At 60.1% G+C, this 506-nt stretch carries 1 protein-coding gene; it reads left to right on the top strand.

From position 1 onward, the window contains the following. Positions 1-506: immunoglobulin-like domain-containing protein (locus NR126_RS28450; protein ID WP_256832491.1), on the top strand; the 506-nt coding region annotated here is incomplete at both ends.

Raw genomic sequence — 506 nt, 5'->3', positions numbered from 1 at the left:
ACCGGCGGTAATTTCGAGAACCTGGTCCCAAGCACTACCCCAGCCGTCACCATCATCAGTGACTCGCTGGACGCTACCAGTCTGACCTTGACCGCTACGGGTGCTATTACCGAAGGCGGCCAGATCACTTACACCGCGACCCTGACCAATCCAGCCGGCACCGCGATGACCGTGACCTTGAGCAATGGCTCGGTCATCGTCATTGAAGCGGGCAAGAGTTCCGGCACCGTGGTCGTTGATACCCCAGCCAATGATGTGTACGTCAATGGCTCCACTGTCAGCACGACGATTACCGGCACCACCGGCGGTAACTTCGAGAACCTGGTGCCGAGCACTACCCCAGCCGTCACAACCATCAGCGACTCTCTGGACGCCACCGGCCTGACCTTGACCGCTACCGGTGCCATTACCGAAGGCGGCTCGATCACCTACACCGCGACCCTGACCAATCCGGCCGGCACCGCGATGACCGTGACCTTGAGCAATGGCTCGGTCATTGTGATTGA

Source organism: Pseudomonas sp. Pse1, assembly GCF_024519635.1.
GTDB lineage: Bacteria > Pseudomonadota > Gammaproteobacteria > Pseudomonadales > Pseudomonadaceae > Aquipseudomonas.
This window is presented reverse-complemented; position numbering and strand designations above follow the sequence as displayed.